A 3,269-nucleotide genomic window follows, 5' to 3' on the forward strand; every position below is an offset into this window, starting at 1 on the left:
ACCAAGAAGGATGTCTACAAGAAGATGACCATGTTCTGGTCCAAGATCTTCCTGCTCTCCTTTGCGGTCGGTGTGGTTACCGGTATCATCCAGGAGTTCCAGTTCGGCATGAACTGGTCCAATTACTCCAGGTTCATGGGTGACATCTTCGGGGCCCCCCTGGCAATCGAGGCCCTGGTGGCATTCTTCCTGGAATCAACTTTCATCGGTGTGTGGATGTTCACCTGGAACCGTTTCAAGCCGGCCGTGCATGCGGTCTTCATCTGGCTGACCTTCCTGGGTTCCTCCATGTCGGCCATCTGGATTCTGGCTGCCAATAGCTTCATGCAGCATCCGGTTGGATTTGAGATCAACCAGGCCACCGGCCATGTTCGGTTGCGCAATTTTGGTGACGTCGTATCCAATCCCCAGCTGTGGATTGAGTTCCCCCACGTCTTCTTCGCCGCTGTCTGCACAGGGGCCTTCGTGGTCATGGGCTGCAGCGCTTTCAGCCTGCTGAGGATGCACATGGGGAACAAGGACCAGGCCGTGGCCGCTGTCGAAGCCGACTCCGAGAAGCAGGCCAAGGTCAACCTGTTCACCAAGTCCATCCGTCTGGCCGCCCTGATCGGGCTTATCGGCTCAATCTGTGTGATCACCTACGGCGATCTGCAGGGCAAGTTCATCGTGACCGATCAGCCTATGAAACTGGCCGCCACCGAGGCCATCTACGAGGACACGGGTGATCCCGCCCCTTGGAATGCCGTGGCTCTAATCAATGAGAAGGACCATAAGATCGAGGGATCCGTCGAGATTCCCGGAGCCATGTCACAGCTGGCTTACGGCAAGAAGACAGGCGCCGTCAAGGGCATGAACACCGTCAACAAGGAGCTGCACGAGAAGTACGACGCCAAGTTTGGCAAGGACATGAACTACTATGTGCCTGTCACCACCCTATTCTGGGTCTTCCGCCTGATGGTCGGAATCGGGTTTGCCTTTGCCTTGATATCAGCATTGGTGCTCTGGTTCACACGTAAGAAGAAGAACACCCTGTTCACCTCGCGTTGGAAGCTCTGGATTATGGGCATCTTCACCTTCGCCCCCTTCGCTGCGACGACCAGTGGCTGGCTGGTGACTGAGCTTGGACGTTATCCATGGCTGGTTTACGGTTATCAGACCATTGCCGATGGGGTTTCGCCCACCAGCACGGTGCCGAACCTGCTCTTCACTTGCATTGTCTACTTCCTGCTCTTCCTGGTTCTGGGCGGAGTCATGGTCTTCTACACCAGGAGGACCCTGCATCAGGGACCCTTCTACAAGCCGGATGACGGCAATGGGCCACAGCCTGCCAAGGTGCATGGCGCACCGGCCCGGGTAGCCCTGGCCTGATGCCCGACTGACCTTAAACACTTCCTTCCCCTTCGGTAAATCCCCCGCTTCGGACTGCATGGTTCGGAACGGGGGATTTGCTGTCATAGGGGGGTTTGCCATCAGCGGCGGACAGTGGTGAAATTCGGAAAAGAGAGCAATGCCGAGCATGAAGCGACGGATGTAATGCATGTTCGGCGTATATCTGATATCAGACTGGCTTCACTCGTTCAGGTTCGGTCAGACCTGGGCTGTCAGCTTGACTGTAATCCGCTGCAACAGGTCGCGCACGCCTTTGTCGATGTGGGAATCCTCCAGGCTTTCCGAAGCCCGTCCGAGATAGTCCCTGGCGGTTTGCCGACTGCTCTCCATCAGCTGGGGGTGGGCTCTGAGATAGTCGACCACACGGTCGGGATCGTCCTGCTGGACCAAGGCTCTGAAGTTTTCGTCCTCCTGGAACCCCAGCAGAACCGGCAGAGTGTAAATCCCGTCGCGAATATCCTCCAGCTTGGGCTTGCCGGTGTCGCGATCCAGATCGAAGTCGTTGATGTCATCGATGATCTGGAAGGCCATGCCTAGATTGCCGCCGAAGTCTCTGGCGGTCTGCTCCAAAGCGGGGTCAGTCGGCTGGTCATCAAGGCGAATCCCAGTCAGGCAGGCAAGGCGGAAGAGGGCTGCGGTCTTGCCGGAGATGGCTCGGTCGTAGTCGTTAATGGTTGTATGTGTGTGGTGGCGGTCTGACTCTTGGTAGAGTTCGCCGCCTACGATCTCGCAGACCGTGCCGGCCTGCTCGCGGATAAAGGCTGTGTCAGGGGCGATGGAGGCCATGATCTCCATATAGCGTGAAAGGATCAGATCTCCTAGATAGATTGCGGCCTTGTTACCCCGGATGGTGTGGATCGTGGGCTTGTTGCGGCGGATGGGGGCATTGTCCAGAACGTCGTCGTGGACCAAAGTAGCCAGATGAAGCATCTCGATGGCGGCGGCGCCGGTGATGACGGTGTCGTCCAGGCGCCCTCCGGTTCGTGCTCCGGCACGAGCAAAGAGGACCACCATGGCAGCGCGGATCATCTTGCCATGATTGTCCAGCAGACGACGGTAATCCTCTTGATAGGGAGCCACATGGGTACGCTCCTGGTGCAGACGGTCGACAACCCGCTCAAGATCCTTGCGCAACAGGAGCTCTTGTCCTTCTGCCATGGAGGTACGCTCCCTCTATCTCGTTAAGAACCGCAACGTATCCAATATACCAAGACCGGGGCCAGGCCTGAAGACTGTTGGCCCGGTCCTGACTGTCGCCGTAATCACTGTGGCCAAGTTAACATCAGGGTGTCGCCGTGCTGTGAAGACGTTCCGGCATGGGCTTCATTCGTAAGGGGGCTGCATAGATCGACCGGGGAGTCAAACCGGGTGAAGTAGGCTAGACGTATGAGTCAGCATTACCACGCGGATCAGGTCTCCCCACAAGGCGGCGAGGGAGAGCATGATCGACCGCTGTCCGTTTCGGCCCGACTGGGGCGACTTCAGTTCCATTACTCGGGCAAGTTCAGACTTCTGCAGCTGGCCGATGTCCAGGAGGGTCCCAAGGTCTCTCCGGACACAATCAGACTCATAGCCGCGGCATGTGATGCGGCAAAGCCTGATCTGGTGGTCTTCTCGGGCAACCAGGTGGCCGGTTACGACACGGCCTACGAGCGCACCTTCCGCAAGAGGCGTTGGAGTACCCCCCTGGACGGCATCTACTCTGCTGGTCTGAGCATGGGCGGCGCCCTGGGGCTCGGAGGAGCCTCCCTGAAGCGCTCATCCAAGACCCAGGATGGCAAAACTGCTGCGGACCGTCGGGAACCAGACCGTAGGGATGCCGAGCGTGTACGTCAGCAGAACATCAAGCACACCGAGGATCTGGTCCGTAGAACCGTTGG

2 protein-coding genes and 1 pseudogene are annotated in these 3,269 nt (G+C 58.0%); 2 read left to right on the forward strand and 1 reads right to left on the reverse strand.

All coding sequences use genetic code 11. The annotated features are described in order from the left end of the window. The coding region (locus AC0AP0_RS10780; protein ID WP_490430463.1) for a cytochrome ubiquinol oxidase subunit I at positions 1 to 1,368 on the forward strand (1,368 nt) is incomplete at its 5' end. A 219-nt stretch (positions 1,369 to 1,587) separates the two neighbouring features. Here the strand turns inward: AC0AP0_RS10780 and AC0AP0_RS10785 are convergent. After that, complete coding sequence (locus AC0AP0_RS10785; protein ID WP_490430464.1) at positions 1,588 to 2,547, reverse strand: polyprenyl synthetase family protein; 960 nt, start codon at positions 2,545 to 2,547, stop codon at positions 1,588 to 1,590. Positions 2,548 to 2,775: 228 nt separating this feature from the next. Between AC0AP0_RS10785 and AC0AP0_RS10790 the strand changes: the two are divergent. Then, positions 2,776 to 3,269: pseudogene (locus AC0AP0_RS10790) on the forward strand (serine/threonine protein phosphatase); the annotation flags it as partial.

Source organism: Bifidobacterium sp. POST2/T3 (B1) (genome assembly GCF_058197115.1).